This is a genomic window from uncultured Tateyamaria sp., assembly GCF_947488715.1.
In the GTDB taxonomy this organism is placed as follows: Bacteria; Pseudomonadota; Alphaproteobacteria; order Rhodobacterales; family Rhodobacteraceae; genus Tateyamaria.
Genome location: NZ_CANLAG010000002.1, coordinates 342,007 through 358,038 on the forward strand (window position 1 = coordinate 342,007; position 16,032 = coordinate 358,038).

Annotated in this window: 15 protein-coding genes and 1 tRNA gene; 7 read left to right on the plus strand and 9 right to left on the minus strand. The window is 59.5% G+C overall.

What is annotated here, in order from left to right; translation table 11 throughout:
* Window positions 1-20: 20 nt before the first annotated feature.
* From Q0936_RS05965 to Q0936_RS05995, 7 genes are all read right to left on the minus strand, one after another.
* Window positions 21-97, minus strand: a tRNA-Pro gene (locus tag Q0936_RS05965).
* Between the two features lie 65 nt (window positions 98-162).
* Entirely contained in the window at window positions 163-1,590 is a 1,428-nt protein-coding gene (locus Q0936_RS05970; RefSeq protein WP_299377947.1) for a MerR family transcriptional regulator, read from the minus strand.
* A 3-nt stretch (window positions 1,591-1,593) separates the two neighbouring features.
* On the minus strand, window positions 1,594-1,896 hold the full coding sequence (gene ihfA / locus Q0936_RS05975; protein ID WP_299140856.1) for an integration host factor subunit alpha: 303 nt from the start codon (window positions 1,894-1,896) through the stop codon (window positions 1,594-1,596).
* A 113-nt stretch (window positions 1,897-2,009) separates the two neighbouring features.
* The gene (locus tag Q0936_RS05980) at window positions 2,010-2,987 is read right to left on the minus strand and encodes a beta-ketoacyl-ACP synthase III (RefSeq protein ID WP_299298708.1); all 978 of its coding nucleotides are present in this window, start codon (window positions 2,985-2,987) and stop codon (window positions 2,010-2,012) included.
* On the minus strand, window positions 2,984-4,075 hold the full coding sequence (gene plsX / locus Q0936_RS05985; RefSeq protein WP_299140858.1) for a phosphate acyltransferase PlsX: 1,092 nt from the start codon (window positions 4,073-4,075) through the stop codon (window positions 2,984-2,986). Before plsX ends, Q0936_RS05980 begins: the two co-directional genes overlap by 4 nt.
* Before the next feature lie 40 nt (window positions 4,076-4,115).
* Window positions 4,116-4,322, minus strand: coding sequence for a 50S ribosomal protein L32 (gene rpmF, locus Q0936_RS05990; RefSeq protein ID WP_189370522.1), 207 nt, complete (start codon window positions 4,320-4,322; stop codon window positions 4,116-4,118).
* 197 nt (window positions 4,323-4,519) lie between these two features.
* On the minus strand, window positions 4,520-5,074 hold the full coding sequence (locus Q0936_RS05995; RefSeq protein ID WP_299298705.1) for a DUF177 domain-containing protein: 555 nt from the start codon (window positions 5,072-5,074) through the stop codon (window positions 4,520-4,522).
* A 103-nt stretch (window positions 5,075-5,177) separates the two neighbouring features.
* On the opposite strand from Q0936_RS05995, the gene bamE reads away from it, so the two are divergent.
* The 3 genes from bamE (at window position 5,178) to Q0936_RS06010 (ending at window position 8,378) form a co-directional block, all read left to right on the plus strand.
* The gene (gene bamE, locus Q0936_RS06000; protein WP_299298702.1) at window positions 5,178-5,630 is read left to right on the plus strand and encodes an outer membrane protein assembly factor BamE; all 453 of its coding nucleotides are present in this window, start codon (window positions 5,178-5,180) and stop codon (window positions 5,628-5,630) included.
* A gap of 85 nt (window positions 5,631-5,715) precedes the next feature.
* Window positions 5,716-6,438, plus strand: a complete 723-nt coding sequence (locus tag Q0936_RS06005; RefSeq protein ID WP_299298699.1) for a GNAT family N-acyltransferase — start codon at window positions 5,716-5,718, stop codon at window positions 6,436-6,438.
* 131 nt (window positions 6,439-6,569) lie between these two features.
* On the plus strand, window positions 6,570-8,378 hold the full coding sequence (locus Q0936_RS06010; protein ID WP_299298696.1) for an ATP-binding cassette domain-containing protein: 1,809 nt from the start codon (window positions 6,570-6,572) through the stop codon (window positions 8,376-8,378).
* Here Q0936_RS06010 and Q0936_RS06015 read toward each other — a convergent pair whose 3' ends face one another.
* Both Q0936_RS06015 and mnmA read right to left on the minus strand, forming a co-directional pair.
* Complete coding sequence (locus Q0936_RS06015; protein ID WP_299298692.1) at window positions 8,379-9,134, minus strand: SDR family NAD(P)-dependent oxidoreductase; 756 nt, start codon at window positions 9,132-9,134, stop codon at window positions 8,379-8,381. It lies immediately after the preceding gene.
* A 72-nt stretch (window positions 9,135-9,206) separates the two neighbouring features.
* On the minus strand, window positions 9,207-10,346 hold the full coding sequence (gene mnmA, locus Q0936_RS06020; protein WP_299298689.1) for a tRNA 2-thiouridine(34) synthase MnmA: 1,140 nt from the start codon (window positions 10,344-10,346) through the stop codon (window positions 9,207-9,209).
* 123 nt (window positions 10,347-10,469) lie between these two features.
* On the opposite strand from mnmA, the gene Q0936_RS06025 reads away from it, so the two are divergent.
* The 4 genes from Q0936_RS06025 to recG all read left to right on the plus strand — a co-directional run bounded on the left by Q0936_RS06025 (window position 10,470) and on the right by recG (window position 15,940).
* The gene (locus Q0936_RS06025; RefSeq protein ID WP_299140876.1) at window positions 10,470-10,748 is read left to right on the plus strand and encodes a DUF1153 domain-containing protein; all 279 of its coding nucleotides are present in this window, start codon (window positions 10,470-10,472) and stop codon (window positions 10,746-10,748) included.
* A gap of 100 nt (window positions 10,749-10,848) precedes the next feature.
* Complete coding sequence (ctrA, locus tag Q0936_RS06030) at window positions 10,849-11,568, plus strand: response regulator transcription factor CtrA (protein ID WP_299140877.1); 720 nt, start codon at window positions 10,849-10,851, stop codon at window positions 11,566-11,568.
* 170 nt (window positions 11,569-11,738) lie between these two features.
* Complete coding sequence (gene ligA, locus Q0936_RS06035; RefSeq protein ID WP_299298686.1) at window positions 11,739-13,856, plus strand: NAD-dependent DNA ligase LigA; 2,118 nt, start codon at window positions 11,739-11,741, stop codon at window positions 13,854-13,856.
* Entirely contained in the window at window positions 13,853-15,940 is a 2,088-nt protein-coding gene (gene recG / locus Q0936_RS06040) for an ATP-dependent DNA helicase RecG (RefSeq protein ID WP_299140881.1), read from the plus strand. The genes ligA and recG overlap by 4 nt, the downstream gene beginning before the upstream one ends.
* Window positions 15,941-16,032 lie beyond the last annotated feature (92 nt).

Here is a 16,032-nt window from a genome sequence, read left to right on the forward strand (position 1 = left end):
AGCGCTGGGGCGGAAGAAAATGGTCGGGCTAGCAGGACTCGAACCTGCGACCTTCCGTCCCCCAGACGGACGCGCTACCAGGCTGCGCCATAGCCCGACGTGATGGGTGTCATACCCGATTTTTGGCCGGGGGCAAGGGACAATTCGCACTGACGTGCCTCTTTAACGCGGATCGCGTCTGGCGCCGGACATCTGGTCGCGCAACGCACTGAGTTGAGCAACCAGCGGGCGAATGGCGTCGCGCTGTGTGGGCGTCAGAGACGTGATTTGCCCAACGCGGCCAAGCGGGGACGGGGTGGCATCCAGAGTGTCTGCATCCGGCCCATCTGGCGCGTCAATGATGCGCGGCACGGGCGCGGCAGCCTCGGGTGCGGCGGCCTCAATGGTCTCAGTTGCTGGGATGTTTTCGACGATCTCTTGTTCGACATCTTCGGATGTTTGCGCGTCTGAGGTGGTAATCGGTTCCTCGGGCTCAACTGGCACGGAAGGTGCTGGTTCCGCGGTGAGGAACGACGGCAAAGGTGACATCGTTTCATCCGGAGCAGGGGCCGTGTCGTCAGTCGCCGTCTCATCCTCAACTTGCTCTACCGGCGTGTCCTCCGCCTGTGTTGGGGTCATGAACGATGGAAGCGGAGCGGGTTCTACGGCTTCGTTTCCTGCTTCCGGCGTTGGCTCTTCGGTGACCGGTGGCACTGCTTCTGGTGGCGCCGACAGGAACGAAGGCAGCCTTGGCTCCTCCTCTGCATCGACGCTCTGGGATGGTTCGGCCGGGGCCGTGTCGGCGACAGGTTCACCGGGTGCTTCGACTGGCTCGTCCTCGGTGTTTGACAGAAACGAGGGCAATGTGGGCGGATCCAGCGGGTCTTCGCTCTGTGGCGACTCAGCGGCGGCAGGGGCCTCAGTTGCTTCAACCGGTGTCGTCTGCTCCGTCGAAGTAATTTCAGCAGCAGGCGCATCGTTTTCGATTGGCGTGTCCGGTGCGGTCGTTTCCGGTGTCGGCTCGGCGGTCATAGGTGCCGGAGGTAACTCAGGCGCAGGCGCTACAGGCACAGCACCTTCGGTCTCAACAAAAACTGGCGGTTCTGGTTCGGGTGGCGCTGGCGCGTCATCGACCGGCACGTGATCGACGGTCAGGCTGGGCGGCGGCGGGCCTTCTTCAACCGCCGGTGCGGGCGTTGGATCAACCGGAGCGCCCCCCAACACTTCAATGGGCCTCGCGGGTGCTTTGGGTGCAGCTTCCTGTGTGACAGGCATTTCCACGTCATCCGCGATGCGAGACACCAGGTCATTGTCCAGTTGCGCGTCGGTTTCTTCGTCCAGCGCTGGCGACATATCCGCCACGTGGGCCATGCCCTCTTCGCGCAGGATCTTTTGCACGCCTTTGATCGTCAAACCGTCTTCGTGCAGCAGCTTGCGAATGCCGCCCAACAACAACATGTCTGCAGGGCGGTAATACCGTCGACCACCCGCACGTTTGACCGGTTTGACCTGTGTAAACTTGCTTTCCCAAAACCGCAGAACATGGGTCTGGACACCCAACCATTCGGCCACCTCGGAAATGGTGCGAAAGGCGTCTGCGGACTTGGTCATGGCTTAGGACTTGTTGCCGTCGGCCACACGCTCTTTCATCAGATGCGAGGGGCGAAAGGTCAGAACCCGGCGGGGATTGATAGGCACCTCTTCGCCGGTCTTCGGGTTTCGGCCCACACGAGCCGACTTGTCGCGCACAGAAAATGTGCCGAAGGACGAAATCTTGACTTGCTCACCTTTTACCAATGCATCCGACATGTGATCCAGCACGCTTTCCACCAGTTGCGCGCTTTCGTTCCGCGACAATCCGACCTCACGAAACACTGCTTCGCTCAGGTCCATGCGCGTCAAAGTCTTCTCAGCCATGAATTCTCCCCTTTGGGTGAGCATAAGTTGAGGGGAAATTCCGAGTCAATATCAATGGCTTGCGAAAGCGGGCAAAAGCCGATTCCGCATCGGCAATCCGTTCGAATTTGATGCTACCAGCGCAAAACAACTGCGCCCCAAGCCAGACCGCCGCCAATTGCCTCAGTGACAACCAGGTCACCTTCCTTGATTTGGCCGCGCGATTTTCCCACCGACATCGCCAGCGGAATAGAGGCCGCCGACGTGTTGCCGTGGTCCTGAACCGTCACAACGACACGGTCCATCGGAATGCTCATCTTTTTGGCGGTGCCTTGGATGATGCGGATATTGGCCTGATGCGGCACGATCCAATCCACGTCGTCGGCGGTCACCTGGGCGCGGTCCATGGCCGTCTGGGCCGTGGATGCCAGTTTTTCGACGGCGTGGCGGAAGACCTGATTGCCCTGCATCCGCAGATACCCGCTGGTGCCCGTGCTGACACCGCCGTCCACATAAAGCAGGTCACGGTGCCGCCCATCGGAATTCAGGTCAGTGGCCAGAATACCGCGATCGGCACTTGTGCCTGCGCCCGTCTGCGCCTCGAGCACCAATGCCCCGGCACCGTCACCGAACAGGACACAGGTGGTACGATCGGTCCAATCCATGATCTTGGAAAAGGTCTCGGCTCCGATGACCAGAACCCGAGTGGCCTGGCCTGACATGATCAACGCATTTGCATTTGCGAGGGCATAGACAAACCCGGCGCACACCGCTTGTACGTCAAAGGCAAACCCCCGTGTCATCCCCAATGCGCTTTGCACCATGGTCGCGGCGGATGGAAATGTCAGGTCCGCAGTGGACGTCGCCAGAACGACGGCATCAATATCATCCGCCACTAAACCGGCATCGGCCAGCGCGGCCTTGGCGGCCTCGGTCGCCATCGAGGACGTCGTGTCGGTTTCGGTGGCAAAATGGCGGCGCTCGATGCCCGAGCGCGTTTTGATCCACTCATCGGTTGTGTCGAGGTCCGGCATCGCCTCGAATTCGGCGTTCTCAACCACACGACCGGGCAAATAGTGCCCAACACCACGCACAACGGCTCGAACTGTCATTCCTTGCTCTCCTCGGCGGCGGATGCCGCGCGGGCGATCCGTGCCGCCAATTTGTCGTTAAAGCCCAGTTCGGCCAATTGCGCAGCCAGTTTGATTGCTGCCGCGATACCTGTGGAATCTGCGCCGCCGTGGCTTTTGACCACCGTGCCATTCAGACCCAAAAAGACGCCACCGTTTACGCGGCGCGGGTCGATTCGTTTTTTCAAACGCCGCATCGACGTGAACGCCAGAACCGACGCAAGTCGGGACAGGGGGGTGAAACGGAACGCCTCGCGCAAAAGCTCGCCAATCAGTGTGGCAGTGCCTTCGCCGGTCTTGATCGCCACATTGCCGGTGAAGCCGTCCGTGACAATCACGTCAGCCACGTCACCGGGCAAGTCGCCACCTTCGACAAAGCCAACAAAATCAAACTCGGCGGCGTCCGCGTGGTCGCGGATCAACTCAAATGCTTCCTTGAGCTCTGGCCGACCTTTATGTTCTTCGGTCCCGACATTGAGCAACCCGATCCGTGGACGGCGCAAATCCATACCGTTGCGGGCGTATGACGCCCCCATTAGTGCAAACCGCAAAAGATCGGTCGCGTCAGCGCGCACATCGGCCCCGACATCCAGCATCACGTTAAAGCCTTGCGGATTGCGACTTGGCCATAGGACGGCAATGGCAGGACGGTTCACACCCGGCAGTTTGCGCAGGCGGATCATCGAAACGGCCATCAGGGCCCCGGTGTTGCCGCAACTCACCGCGACGGTGGCCTCACCGGCGCGCACTGATTCGACGGCGGACCACATGGACGTCCCTTTGCCATTGCGCACCACATGACTGGGTTTGTCGTCCATGGTCACAACATCACGCGCGTCCCGGATGATGCATCGCCCGCGCAAGTGTTTGCGGCGGTCGACCAAACGACGCAGCTCGTCTTCGGGTCCATGAAGGATGAACCCGATGTCGCGATTCTTTTTGGCAGATGTCGAGCATCCGGACACGACAACGGCGGGGCCCGCGTCCCCGCCCATTGCATCAACGGATAGAATGATTGGAAAATCGAGTGCGGCGCCGGCGTCGGCCTTGTCTGATGTGAGGGCCGTCATAGGGTACTGTCGTGCCGTGCCGCCTTGTTGCCCGTGTACGTTACGCCGCGTCGTCTTCCAGATCAACTTCTTCGGTCATCGCGACGATCTCGTTGTCGTCATAGTGACCGCATGCCGCACAAACGTGGTGCGGGCGCTTCAGCTCACCGCAGTTTGGGCATTCGTTGGGGTTCGCGGGGGTCAAGCTGTCATGCGCACGGCGGTTGTTGCGGCGCGATTTCGACACTTTATTCTGTTGCACAGCCATTGGAATGGGCCTTTGGTTTTCTGGGCAGGGCCGCGGCATTGCGCGGATGCGTGTTTCAACGTGCCCGGTGTGGGGCGCAAATTCTGTCGTCCGATCGTGGGCGTGACGTGCGTTTAGGCAAAGCCCTTGGCCATGTCCAACCCAAAATGACGTGAGGGCGGCAAAATACGCATCTTTGTCAGGCGCGCAAGGGCAAATCAGCCCTCTTTGTCGCCTTCGAGTTTCGCCTTGAGATCGGCCAGCCCTGCAAAGGGGCGCATCGCTTCGTCTGTCAGGGGGGCGACACCCGGTTCGGCAAGCACGGTCTGCCCCAGTTCGGCATCGGCGGCACGTGGATAGGCCGGTATCTCGAGGCTCAGCGCCTCGATCATTACGGCCTCGGGGTCAATCCACATTCCCAATGCCTCGACCGAGTCGTCCTCAGGCATTTCAATCTCTTCATCATCGACCTCTTGCCATGCGCGCAGAAACAACCGTGTCACGGGAACGTCTATGCGTGTGGTGACTGGGGCCAGCGTCACACCGCAGGGCTGCACAACCGTTGCGCCCAATTTCGCCGTCAATCGCCAGTCGGCACGCCCCTCGGCCTGAACCTCGCCGACAAAACGCACCTTGCGCAAACCGGTCAGGTCCAACTCTTGCGCGATGGCCGTCATCTGCGTCGCATCAGGCACGATTTCAAAGGCTGTGGCGGTGTTTTGTGCCAGGTCTGACACCCGCAAAGCCGCGCGCGAGGGAGGGGTCTTGGACATGCCACCTACTTTCGTTTCTTGAACCAGAGCCAATCCTTGAGTAAGTCGAGATAAAAGCACGGCGTCCTCTGAGCAAGGGGCGTCGCAGACAAGGGGGGCCGGAATGCGGACCTTTACAGCATTACTGGCCACCGTTTTGGCCCTTTCCGTTGCGGGCTGCGCGCCGACGTTCCGCAATCACGGCTATATCCCGCCCGAAGAAGACCTGCAGGAATTGGTCGTCGGGATCGACACCCGTGCCTCGGTCGAAGACCTGGTTGGGCCGCCAACGGCGGGCGGTGTTCTTGAGGGTGGTGATTACTTCTATGTGCGCAGCAAGGTGCGCACCTTTGGCCCGCGCAGGCCGCAGGTCGTTGACCGTCAGGTTCTGGCGATCAGCTTTGACGGCAAGGGCGTGTTGCAGAACATCGAACGCTTTGGGCTTGAGGATGGCAATGTCGTCCGCCTGAACCGGCGCGTGACGGACAACGGCACAACCAACATCGGTTTCCTGCGTCAATTGCTCGGCAACATCGGACGCGTTGGCCCCGCTGGCGCCTTTGGCGGCGACGGCTAGAGGATGTTGCTCTGACCCTGTCACGCCAACGTCATGCGTTTCGTGCTACCGGGATGGCACATCCCATCGGTGGAGGGCGCGTGGCATGATCGGTTTGAAAAAGGGACGCTACAGCGCGCGGCAGGCCACCACACAGCAAGATATTGCAGACGCGCAGGCCTTGCGCGCACGCTGTTTCGGGCTCGCACATGACGAGGATCTGTTTGACGCCCACTGCAAGCACATTCTGATCTCCCGTGATGTTGACGACAGCTTAGTGTGTTGCTTTCGTATGATGCCGCTCACAGGCGCTGACATCTCGCGCAGCTACTCGGCGCAGTACTACGAGCTCGGCGCGTTAGAGAGCTATGATGGCAACATGGTCGAGATGGGCCGTTTTTGCGTGGACCCGACCGTTGCAGATCCCGACATCCTGCGCGTGGCATGGGGTGCAATGACCGCGTTCGTGGATGCGCATGGGGTCAAACTGCTCTTTGGCTGTTCTTCTTTTGCAGGGACAGAAACCGCCGACTATCTGGATGCGTTTGCAATGCTGAAGGCGCGTCATCTGGCCCCCAAACGCTGGCTGCCACGGGTCAAGGCCCCGCATGTTTTTAAATTTGCAGCCCGCCTGCGCCGCGCCCCTGACGTCAAAAAGGCGATGGTTCGGATGCCACCACTGTTGCGGACCTATCTCATGATGGGGGGCTGGGTGAGCGACCATGCAGTTGTCGACCGCCAGATGAACACGCTGCACGTGTTTACCGGCGTAGAGATTGGGGCGATTCCACCGGCACGCAAACGGCTGCTGCGCGCGGTTGTTGGCTAGTCGAAAAACGCCGCTTGGTGCGCAAGCCGGTGCATAGCTTCAAGCCACGTGCCACACGGACGCACCAGCTAACGGCGTACACGCGGTACAGTGTGGTTGACGCCCGCAGGAAGGGCGGCTAGCTGGCGGGGATGGCCCGTGTCCCCTTGCTCCAGCTTTCCGATATTTCGCTTACCTTTGGTGGCGATCCTGTGTTCGACAACCTGTCGTTGGTGATCCAGCCCGGCGACCGCGTTGCGCTGGTGGGGCGCAATGGCTCGGGCAAATCCACGTTGATGAAAGTGATGGGCGGTCTGGTCGAGGCTGACCGCGGCGACATCGTGGCCGGCCCTGGGATCAGTGTTGGCTACATGGAGCAAGATCCTGACATGTCAGGATTTTCCACGCTTGGAGACTTTGCAACTGCGGGCCTTGATGCCTCGGACCTCTACAAAGTGGAACGCGCAGGCGAAGGGTTGAAATTTGACCCCGCGCGCCCGGTCAGCACAGCATCCGGCGGGGAGCGTCGTCGCGCGGCGCTCGCCCGGTTGATGGCCGAAGCGCCGGACCTGATGCTTTTGGACGAGCCGACCAACCATTTGGACATCGAAGCGATCGCCTGGCTCGAAGCGGAGCTTAAGGCGACGAGAGCGGGGTTTGTACTGATCAGCCACGACCGTGCGTTTCTGCGTGAGCTAACGCGTGCAACTCTCTGGATTGACAGGGGAATTGTGCGACGGCAAGAGAAAGGCTTTGACGCCTTTGAGGCATGGCGCGACACCACGTGGGAAGAAGAAGACACCCAACGGCACAAGCTGAACCGCAAGATCAAGGCCGAGGCCCGCTGGGCCGTGGAAGGCATCAGTGCGCGACGCAAGCGCAACCAAGGCCGCGTGCGTGCGTTGCAGGAGTTGCGGGCGGAGCGTGCCAGCCAGATCAAGCGCCAAGGGACAGCGGCAATGGCCTTTGAGGCAGGTCCGAAGTCGGGCCGCAAGGTCATCGAGGTCAAAGATATTTCAAAGTCTTTCGGCGAAAAGGTGATCCTTGAGCCGTTCTCTCTGACGATACAAAGGGGCGACCGCATTGCATTTGTCGGCCCCAACGGCGTTGGCAAGACGACGCTGCTGAATATGCTGATCGGCACCACGACACCGGATGACGGGCAAGTGACCCGTGGTACCAACCTTGAACTTGCTGTTTTTGACCAATCCCGTGCACAGCTTGATCCGGACATGAGCCTTTGGGACAGCCTGACGGGTGATCCGGACATGCGCGTCAGTGGCAAGGCGGATCAGGTTATGGTGCGCGGCGCACCCAAGCACGTGGTGGGCTACCTCAAAGAGTTCCTTTTCGACGAGGCGCAAGCCCGCGCACCCGTCCGGTCGCTGTCCGGGGGGGAGAAAGCGCGGCTGCTTTTGGCCAAGTTGATGGCGCGGCCCAGCAATCTGTTGGTTTTGGACGAACCGACCAATGATCTGGACGTGGAAACGCTCGATCTGTTGCAAGATCTGATCGAGGCCTATGACGGCACGGTTCTGTTGGTCAGCCACGATCGCGACTTTCTGGATCGTGTGGCGATCACGACGATTGCAATGGAAGGCGACGGCAAAGCGACCGTTTATGCGGGCGGTTGGAGCGACTACCGCTCACAACGCCAGCCAAAGACGTCGCAGGACGCCGGAACCAAGGCAAAGAAGTCCGAAAACCGGAACAAGCCCAAGGCTCAGGCCGAAACAGGATTGAGCTTTACGGAGCGGCACCGTCTGGACGCATTGCCCGCGGAGATGGAGCGTCTGGAGGCAGAGATCGGCAAGGTGCAGGAGTTGCTGTCCGATCCCGACCTCTTTACCTCGAACCCGGTGAAATTCCAGAAGGCCACGGATGCCTTGATCGAACGCCAGGCCAAGCTGGATGCGGCAGAGGAAGAGTGGCTGACGTTGGCCGAAAAGGCAGACGCCTGATCATCGCATCCGCAGCGCACCGTCCAGACGGATCACTTCGCCGTTTAAATACCCCATCTCGACGATAAACGCGGCCAAGCGGGCGTATTCCAACGGGTCGCCCAAACGCGCAGGGTTTGGCACGTCTGCAGCGAGGGCGGTCTGCACGTCTTCGGGCAAACCGGCCAGCATCGGTGTTTTGAAAATGCCCGGCGCGATGGTCATGACGCGCACGCCGCTGGATGCGAGATCGCGCGCCATGGGCAAGGTCATGCCGACGACGCCGCCTTTGGATGCGGCATATGCGGCTTGACCTTTCTGGCCGTCAAAGGCCGCGATGGACGCGGTGTTAATGATCACACCGCGTGCGCCGTCTGGCTCGGGTGTGTTTTGCGTCATGGCGACCGCTGCCAGTCGCGCGATGTTGAAACTGCCGACGAGGTTTATGTCGATGGTTTTCTGGAACGCGGGCAAGGGGTGCGCGCCGTCGCGTCCCACAGTTTTGATGCCAAGCGCGATGCCAGCACAGTTTACCGCAGTGGTAATGCCGCCCATCTGGGCGCAGGCCTGATCAATCGCAGTTTGGACCGACACATCGTCGGTGACATCCGTTTCTACAAAGTGCCCACCAATGTCGTGGGCCACTTGCGGGCCGCGATTCGCATCGCGATCCAGAATCGTAACGACGGCTCTACGTGACGCAAAATGCCGGGCTGTGGCTTCGCCAAGGCCCGATGCGCCGCCGGTAACTATCGCTAAGGTTGTGTCGAGCTTCATCTGGCCAGTTCCTCCGCGTATATGAACGTATGTTCATTTACCCGCAGCCACCGCCATCTGGCAAGCCGTAGATCAGCCCTTGTGAATCCAGCCGCCGCCAAAGATCCGGCTGCTGTCGCGGTCGTAGAACACGCAGGCCTGACCCGGCGAAACACCTGCTTCAGCAGCCACCAGTTCAACCGTTGCCTCGGTCGCGCTGAGCGGGCGGATGATGGCGTCAGTCGGTGGGCGGGTCGAACGGACTTTGACCGCCACATGCCATTCCGGCTGGCTGTCGAAGGGTGCGTCGCCCAACCAGTTTACCTCTTTGACTGGTACGATTCGGGTGGCCAGCATCTCTTTGGGGCCAACGATCACCTGACGCGCATCTGCATCCAGCTTGACCACATAGAGCGGGTCCGCCAAGCCGCCGATGCCCAAGCCGCGCCGCTGGCCGATGGTGTAGTTTATCACCCCTTCATGCTGCGCCAGAACACGTCCGTCGACATCCACGATGTCACCGGGTGCTGCCGCTTCGGGACGCAACTTGCGGATAACAGAGGCATAATCGCCGTCAGGCACAAAACAAATATCTTGGCTGTCCGGCTTGTCGGCAACGCTCAGGCCGTATTTTGCCGCCAGCGCGCGGGTGTCGTCCTTTGACGGCAAATGCCCCAAGGGAAAGCGCAGATAGGCCAGCTGTTCCGGCGTTGTGGAAAACAGAAAATAGCTCTGATCCCGGTTTGCGTCCGCTGCACTGTGCAACTCCGGGCCATGTGAGCCCACCAGCCGCTGAATGTAGTGGCCGGTCGCCATGCAGTCGGCGTCCAGATCCTTGGCCGTTTCCAACAGGTCTTTGAACTTCACCCGTTCATTGCACCGAATGCAGGGCACAGGTGTTGCGCCACCCAGGTAGCTGTCAGCAAATTCGTCGATCACCGCATCACGGAACACGTTTTCATAGTCCAAAACGTAGTGTGGAAAGCCCATTTCCTCGGCCACCCGGCGCGCATCATGGATGTCGATCCCCGCGCAGCATGCCCCCTTTTTGGCCAATGCAGCGCCATGGTCATAGAGCTGCAGTGTCACGCCGACCACGTCATACCCCTGTGCCTTCAACTCGGCCGCGACCACAGAACTGTCAACGCCGCCTGACATGGCAACGACCACACGCGTGTCTTCGGGCGCTTTGGCAAAGCCGAGCGAATTGAGCGGACCGGTTTGGTCAAGCATGGCATGTCTCCGGGGATGTTGGGCGCATATATATGAAAATGCGAAATAGTCTCAAGGGGCGGTTTAACGCTGCATTAAACGCGCGCGGTGATGGTCTGGCCAACATCAAACGTGAGCAGTGTAATGTATTTGAAGAAAGTCGATGGCCCGCGTGCCGTCACCCTCCCGGATGGGACTGTGTTGACACAGGCGGATTTGCCGCCTGCATCCACCCGGCGGTGGGTCGCGTCGCGCAAGGCGGCGGTGGTGCGGGGCGTGCTCTATGGGTTGATCACCCAAGAGGGCGCATTGGAGCGTTACAAGCTAAGCGAAGAAGAGTTTCACGAGTGGGTGCGTGCCGTCTCCACCCATGGTGAAGAGGCGCTCAAAGCGACGGCACTACAAAAATATAGACAACCTTAAGTTGTTATGTTATTAGTCCATCAAGGGTAACGTGTGGTTAACCTTTTCAGTTCACGTTTAGTTCGACCCCTTAGACACCCCCAAGTGCGGAGACCGACGAATGCGTGTGCTGCTTGTAGAAGACGATCCAACGACCTCCAAAAGCATCGAGCTGATGCTGACCCATGCTAACCTGAACGTCTATGCCACGGACCTAGGCGAGGAGGGGATTGATCTGGCCAAGCTCTATGACTACGACCTGATCCTCCTTGATCTCGATCTGCCGGATATGAACGGCCACGAGGTTCTGCGCCAACTGCGCCTCGCGCGGGTGGAAACGCCCATTCTGATCCTGTCTGGCGCCGACGATACAGAGAATAAAATCAAGGGGTTCGGCTTTGGCGCCGACGACTATCTGACCAAGCCGTTCCACCGCGAAGAGTTGGTTGCACGCATCCACGCGATCATTCGGCGGTCCAAGGGTCATTCACAGTCGGTGATTGTCACTGGCGACGTGTCCGTGAACCTGGATGCCAAAACGGTGAGCGTCGACAACAAGACCGTGCATCTGACCGGCAAAGAGTACCAAATGCTCGAGCTTCTCAGCCTGCGCAAGGGGACGACGTTGACCAAGGAGATGTTCCTGAACCATCTCTACGGCGGCATGGATGAGCCCGAACTGAAGATCATCGACGTGTTCATCTGCAAGTTGCGCAAGAAACTCAGCACAGCCACTGGTGGGCATAACTACATCGAAACCGTTTGGGGGCGGGGATACGTATTGCGTGATCCTGAACCGGCGGAACAAACGGATGACGAACGGATCGCCATCGGCGCCTGATTTCCGACACATGACACGCACGGGGCCGGTTGCAAATGCAGTGACCGGTCCCTTTTCCGTTGGGCATCCTGTTGCCATCGATCCCGCCTTTTTGAGGCGTGATGGGATCAATGACTGGACCGCGTCCGCACACGCTTCTATCTCTTGGCCAGATTGACCCGAGGGACGCCGTGACTGCCGAAATCGCCATCCATGAATTGTCTGACACACAAGCTAAAGCGGAGTTGGCACGCCTTGCCGAAACCTTGGCACGCGCGAACACCGCTTATCACGCAGCGGACAGACCTGATATTTCGGACGCCGAATACGACGCGCTCAAACGTCGAAACGCAGACATCGAAGCGCGTTTTCCAGACCTGAAGCGCACAGATAGCCCTTCGGAGCAAGTTGGCGCTGCACCAGCCGAAGGCTTTGGCAAGGTTGCACATAGTGTCGCCATGTTGTCTTTGGCAAATGCCTTCGATGATGAAGATGTGGCTGATTTCGACGGGCGTGTTCGCAAATATCTCGGTCTGCCGTCTGATGCGCCACTTGCCTACACCGCAGAGCCAAAAATTGACGGGCTGTCACTGTCACTGCGGTACCAAGGCGGAAAACTGGTGCAGGCTGCCACACGCGGTGACGGCACTACCGGTGAGAACGTTACCGAAAATGCCCGGACGATTGCGGATATTCCCCACGAATTGATCGACGCACCAGAGGTCTTGGAAGTAAGGGGTGAAGTCTACATGTCTCACCCCGATTTCGAAGCGCTGAACGTCCGCCAACAGGATGCGGGCCAAAAAACATTTGCCAATCCGCGCAATGCGGCTGCCGGATCGTTGCGCCAGCTTGACGCTCAAATCACCCGCGCCCGTCCTCTTCGGTTCTTTGCCTACGCGTGGGGCACGCTTTCGGATCCGTTGGCTCAAACGCAACACGCGGCGATCACACGACTGGCTGACCTTGGATTTCAGACGAATCCGCTCACCGCCATTTGCGACGGACCCGCGGAAATGGTCGCGCATTACCGTGCCATCGAACAGCAACGGGCCCAGCTGGGCTATGATATCGACGGCGTGGTCTACAAGGTTGATGACCTGACTTTGCAATCCCGACTTGGTTTTCGCTCGACGACCCCTCGATGGGCGATCGCACATAAATTCCCTGCGGAACTGGCCTGGACCTGCCTGGAAGCCATCGACATTCAGGTGGGGCGCACGGGCGCATTAAGCCCCGTGGCACGTTTGACACCGGTGACGGTGGGTGGCGTCGTGGTATCGAACGCCACGCTCCACAACGAAGACTATATTGCTGGTCGCGACAACAAGGGTGGCGAGATTCGTGATGGCAAAGACATCCGCGTGGGTGATTGGGTCCAAGTGTACCGCGCGGGCGATGTGATCCCCAAAGTTGCTGATGTGGATCTGTCAAAGCGGCCAGAGCAGTCAGTCCCATTTGAGATGCCGACCCAATGCCCGGATTGCCAAAGCGATGCCGTGCGTGAACCCGGTGATGCCGTAAGGCGGTGTACTGGTGGGTTGATCTGTCCGGCGCAAGCCGTTGAAAAATTGAAACATCTGGTGAGCCGCGCGGCCTTTGACATCGACGGATTGGGGGCAAAGCAAGTCGAACAATTCTATACCGATGGGTGGATCGCGGAACCTGCGGATATTTTTGAACTGCGCACGCGCTATGGCACCGGCATGCAGCAACTGAAAAACCGCGAGGGTTGGGGCGAAAAGTCAGCGACCAACCTCTTCGACGCAATTGACGAGCGGCGCAAGATCGAACTGGGGCGCGTGATCTTTGCACTGGGGATCCGCCACGTTGGCGAAGCAGCGGCAAATCTATTGGCCAATCACTACGGCAGTTGGGACGCATTCAGCGCCGCAATGCGTGCGGCCGAAACGGGTAACGCCGCGTGGGAAGAACTGACCGACATCGACGGCGTGGGGGCTGTCATGGCGGGTTCGCTTGTCACGACTTTCAACCAGCAAGCCGAGGTCGACAGCATCGACCGGTTGGCCGCGCATCTCGATATTCAGGATGCAGTGCGCCCCGACACGTCTGGCAGCCCGGTGGCAGGCAAAACCGTCGTGTTCACCGGGACATTGGAAAAGATGACGCGGGCCGAGGCCAAGGCGCGGGCCGAGACATTGGGCGCCAAAGTGTCAGGATCAGTGAGCGCGAAAACCGACATTCTGGTGGCGGGGCCAGGTGCAGGATCGAAGGCGAAAAAAGCCGCGGAACTGGGCATTGAAACGCTTGATGAAGACGGTTGGCTGGACCTGATCAGCGCGTCATGAGCCGACCCGAAATTCTCTTTCCTCTTTTCGCCGATCTCGAAACGCTTGATGGCGTGGGGCCGAAGACAGCCCAGAACCTTGACCATCTGGGCATTCAAGCACCGCGCGACATGTTGTTTACCTTGCCGCATTCCGGGATTGACCGTGCGTTGCAGGAAACGGTGGACAGCCTGCCGCTGCCAGCAACTGTCACGGTCAAAGTGACGGTGGGCGCGCATCACCCCGCGCGCAATCGCGGCGGTGCTTACCGGATCCATGTCGAAGACGCGCAAACGAGTTTTCAACTCGTTTTCTTTCATGGGCGGAGCGATTACCTGAACAAAGTCCTGCCAACAGGAAGCACACGTATCGTTTCCGGCAAGGTTGAGCTGTTCGACGGCATCGCAAACATGGTGCACCCCGAACATATCGTGCCCGAAGAAGACGCCGAGACGATTCCGCCCTTTGAACCGGTCTATCCTTTGACTGCAGGAGTGACGCAGAAAACCATGTTCAAGGCGTCCCGTTCGGCTTTGGCGCGTCTGCCGGAATTTGCTGAATGGGCTGATGCCAACCAAGTCGCGCAAGCGAAATGGCCCGATTTCACCACTGCGGTGCGGTCGGCACATACGCCGCAATCGCAAGGGGATGTATCGCCGACCAGTGTGGCGCGCGAGCGGTTGGCCTATGACGAGTTGTTGGCCCATCAGCTAACACTTGCGCTGGCGCGGGTGTCCGAACGCCGGGGTGCCGGGGTTGCATCGATCGGGTCGGGAACGCTGCAGCAACGTGTGCGCGCTGGCCTGCCTTACGCGCCGACGGGTGCGCAAGAACGGGCAATTGGCGAAATAGCGGCCGACATGGCGCAGCCCGCGCGAATGAACCGCCTGCTGCAAGGGGATGTCGGTGCTGGCAAGACGCTCGTGGCGTTTATGGCGCTGTTGATTGCCGTCGAAGCGGGCGGGCAGGGCGTGATGATGGCCCCGACGGAAATTCTGGCGCGTCAGCATCTTGAAGGGTTGCAACCCATGGCCGAGGACGCAGGCGTCGTTCTCGAGCTGTTGACTGGTCGCGATAAGGGGCGCGAACGACAGGCCAAACTGGATGCGCTTGCGCGTGGGGACATCCACATTCTCGTGGGCACCCATGCTGTGTTCCAGAACGACGTACAATTTGCCGATTTGCGTCTGGCCATCGTCGATGAACAGCACAGGTTTGGTGTGCGACAGCGCCTTGCACTTGGTCAAAAAGGGGGTGGGGCGGACGTTTTGGTCATGACTGCCACGCCAATCCCGCGATCCCTAGCGCTCGCGCAATATGGCGACATGGATGTTTCTGTCCTTGATGAAAAACCGCCCGGACGCAAACCGATCAAAACGGCATTGGTCAGCACAGGGCGCATGGACGAAGTGATCGCGCGCCTCAGTGCTGCCATGGCCGAGGGGCGGCAGTGTTACTGGGTCTGTCCACTCGTCGAGGAAAGCGAAGCCGTGGATTTGACAGCGGCGGAGGAACGGTTCAAACGCTTGCGCGCTGTTTTGGGCGAGGACCGCGTGGGTCTGGTGCATGGGCAAATGCCGCCTGCGGACAAAGATGCGGCAATGGCCAGGTTCCAAGCGGGCGAGACGGGCGTGCTGGTCGCGACAACGGTGATCGAAGTCGGTGTGAACGTTCCAAACGCGACCATCATGGTCATTGAACGTGCCGAAACCTTTGGGCTCGCTCAGTTGCACCAGTTGCGGGGGCGGGTTGGGCGTGGTGATGCGGCTTCAACCTGCCTGCTGCTCTATCAGGCTCCGATGTCCGAGGCGGGGCAAAAACGGTTAGAGGTGTTGCGGGAAACCGAGGACGGATTTCGCATCTCTGAAACGGATTTACAGATGCGGGGTTATGGCGATCTGATCGGCACAGCACAGTCTGGGGTGCCCAAGTTTCGGATTGCGGATCTGGATCGCCAATCCGCGCTGATGGCCGTGGCGCAAAGCGATGCGCGAAAGTTGCTGGCTGATGATCCGACTCTCAGTTCCCCTCGAGGTCAAGCGGCCCGCGTTCTCTTGTGGTTGATGCGGCAAGACGAGGCGATCCGTTTGATATCAGTCGGTTAACCCTATTTGTTCCAAAAAGTTCGCAAATGTTCTCAAAAAGTTCTTTACGCTTCGTTAATAATATGGGAACAAAGAGGCAACTCAAGATGGGA

Excerpts from the sequence above, each read along its gene's own strand:
- recG (WP_299140881.1), top strand. The coding sequence starts at position 13,853 with ATGAGCCGACCCGAAATTCTCTTTCCTCTTTTCGCCGATCTCGAAACG.
- ctrA (WP_299140877.1), top strand. The coding sequence starts at position 10,849 with ATGCGTGTGCTGCTTGTAGAAGACGATCCAACGACCTCCAAAAGCATC.
- Q0936_RS06010 (WP_299298696.1), top strand. The coding sequence starts at position 6,570 with ATGGCCCGTGTCCCCTTGCTCCAGCTTTCCGATATTTCGCTTACCTTT.
- Q0936_RS05995 (WP_299298705.1), bottom strand. The coding sequence starts at position 5,074 with ATGTCCAAGACCCCTCCCTCGCGCGCGGCTTTGCGGGTGTCAGACCTG.
- Q0936_RS05970 (WP_299377947.1), bottom strand. The coding sequence starts at position 1,590 with ATGACCAAGTCCGCAGACGCCTTTCGCACCATTTCCGAGGTGGCCGAA.
- plsX (WP_299140858.1), bottom strand. The coding sequence starts at position 4,075 with ATGACGGCCCTCACATCAGACAAGGCCGACGCCGGCGCCGCACTCGAT.
- Q0936_RS06025 (WP_299140876.1), top strand. The coding sequence starts at position 10,470 with ATGTATTTGAAGAAAGTCGATGGCCCGCGTGCCGTCACCCTCCCGGAT.
- rpmF (WP_189370522.1), bottom strand. The coding sequence starts at position 4,322 with ATGGCTGTGCAACAGAATAAAGTGTCGAAATCGCGCCGCAACAACCGC.
- Q0936_RS06005 (WP_299298699.1), top strand. The coding sequence starts at position 5,716 with ATGATCGGTTTGAAAAAGGGACGCTACAGCGCGCGGCAGGCCACCACA.
- ihfA (WP_299140856.1), bottom strand. The coding sequence starts at position 1,896 with ATGGCTGAGAAGACTTTGACGCGCATGGACCTGAGCGAAGCAGTGTTT.
- Q0936_RS06015 (WP_299298692.1), bottom strand. The coding sequence starts at position 9,134 with ATGAAGCTCGACACAACCTTAGCGATAGTTACCGGCGGCGCATCGGGC.
- bamE (WP_299298702.1), top strand. The coding sequence starts at position 5,178 with ATGCGGACCTTTACAGCATTACTGGCCACCGTTTTGGCCCTTTCCGTT.
- Q0936_RS05980 (WP_299298708.1), bottom strand. The coding sequence starts at position 2,987 with ATGACAGTTCGAGCCGTTGTGCGTGGTGTTGGGCACTATTTGCCCGGT.
- mnmA (WP_299298689.1), bottom strand. The coding sequence starts at position 10,346 with ATGCTTGACCAAACCGGTCCGCTCAATTCGCTCGGCTTTGCCAAAGCG.